Origin of the sequence: Streptomyces specialis, assembly GCF_001493375.1 — a bacterium.
In the GTDB taxonomy this organism is placed as follows: domain Bacteria; phylum Actinomycetota; class Actinomycetes; order Streptomycetales; family Streptomycetaceae; genus Streptomyces; species Streptomyces specialis.
Genome location: NZ_LN929870.1, coordinates 1 through 1,368, shown reverse-complemented (window position 1 = coordinate 1,368; position 1,368 = coordinate 1). Strand labels below are relative to the sequence as shown.

The 1,368-nt window shown below is 77.6% G+C and carries 1 protein-coding gene and 1 pseudogene; both read left to right on the top strand.

The window, feature by feature from the left end; all coding sequences use genetic code 11:
* Positions 1–450: pseudogene (locus BN2279_RS09680) on the top strand (NADP oxidoreductase); the annotation flags it as partial.
* A gap of 130 nt (positions 451–580) precedes the next feature.
* Positions 581–1,258, top strand: coding sequence for a uracil-DNA glycosylase (locus BN2279_RS09675; RefSeq protein WP_079032040.1), 678 nt, complete (start codon positions 581–583; stop codon positions 1,256–1,258).
* The last annotated feature ends 110 nt before the right edge of the window (positions 1,259–1,368 follow it).

Here is a 1,368-nt window from a genome sequence, read left to right as displayed (position 1 = left end):
CCTGAGCGAGCGGCGCCCGACGAGGAGGCAAGCTACCCGCATCGTCGGCAGCGGCAGAGGGGTATAAGAGGCAGGTCCCGCAGCACCCGCCCCCCGGCGGGCGGCACGGTGCCGCACGCCGGGGGGCGGGTGCTGCGGGACGGGGCCGCGTCGCCCGGTGAGTATGTCGCGGGCTGGATCAAGCGTGGCCCGACCGGGGTCATCGGCACCAACCGGCCCTGCGCCAAGGAGACGGCGGGCTCGGTGCTGGCCGATCTGCCGGAGCTGGCGCGGCGTCAGGTGGCGGACGACCCGCTGGTGGGGCTGCGGGCGGCCGGTCTGGAGCCCGTCGAGTGGCGGGGCTGGCTGGGCATCGAGGCCGCCGAGGCGGCGCTGGGCAGGACGCTCGCGCGCGGCACGGTGAAGATCGCCGACTGGGCCGGGCTGCTGGCCGCCGCGCGCGGCGCGTGAGGACTCAGCGGGCGGCCCACCGCCCGGCGTGCCCGAGCAGTACCCGCGGGCGTGTCGACGGCCCACCCGGCGGGCGGCCCACCGCCCGGCGGTACGCCGGGGGGCGGCGGGGCCAGTAGGGTGACGGACCGTGGCAGCACGACCATTGAACGAGATCGTCGAGGCGGGCTGGGCGTCGGCTCTGGCCCCCGTCGCCGACCGCATCACCGCGATGGGCGCCTTCCTGCGATCCGAGATCGCGGCGGGGCGCACCTACCTCCCGGCGGGACAGCACGTCCTGCGGGCCTTCCAGCAGCCGTTCGACGAGGTGAAGGTCCTGATCGTCGGTCAGGACCCCTACCCCACGCCCGGTCACGCCGTCGGCCTCAGCTTCTCCGTCGCGCCGGAGGTGAACCCGCTGCCCGGCAGCCTGGAGAACATCTTCCGGGAGCTGACCGCCGACCTGGGACTCCCCCGCCCCTCCACCGGTGACCTGACGCCGTGGACCGGGCAGGGGGTGCTGCTCCTCAACCGCGCCCTCACCACCGCGCCGCGCCGGCCCGCCGCGCACCGGGGGAAGGGCTGGGAGGAGGTCACCGAGCAGGCGATCCGGGCGCTGGCGGCCCGGGGGAAGCCGCTGGTGGCGATCCTGTGGGGCCGGGACGCGCGGGGGCTGCGGCCGGTGCTCGGCCGGGTGCCGGCCGTCGAGTCGGCGCACCCCTCCCCCATGTCGGCCGACCGCGGCTTCTTCGGCTCCCGGCCGTTCAGCCGGGCCAACGCGCTGCTGCTGGAACAGGGCGCCGCGCCCGTGGACTGGACGCTGCCGTGACGGCGGCGCCCGCCGCGCCCGGGTGGGTGCTCGGCGTGGACTCCGGCGGCTCCGGGACGCGCGTCGCGCTGGCCCGCGCGGACGGCGGCGCGCCCGTACCGGCCGGCCGG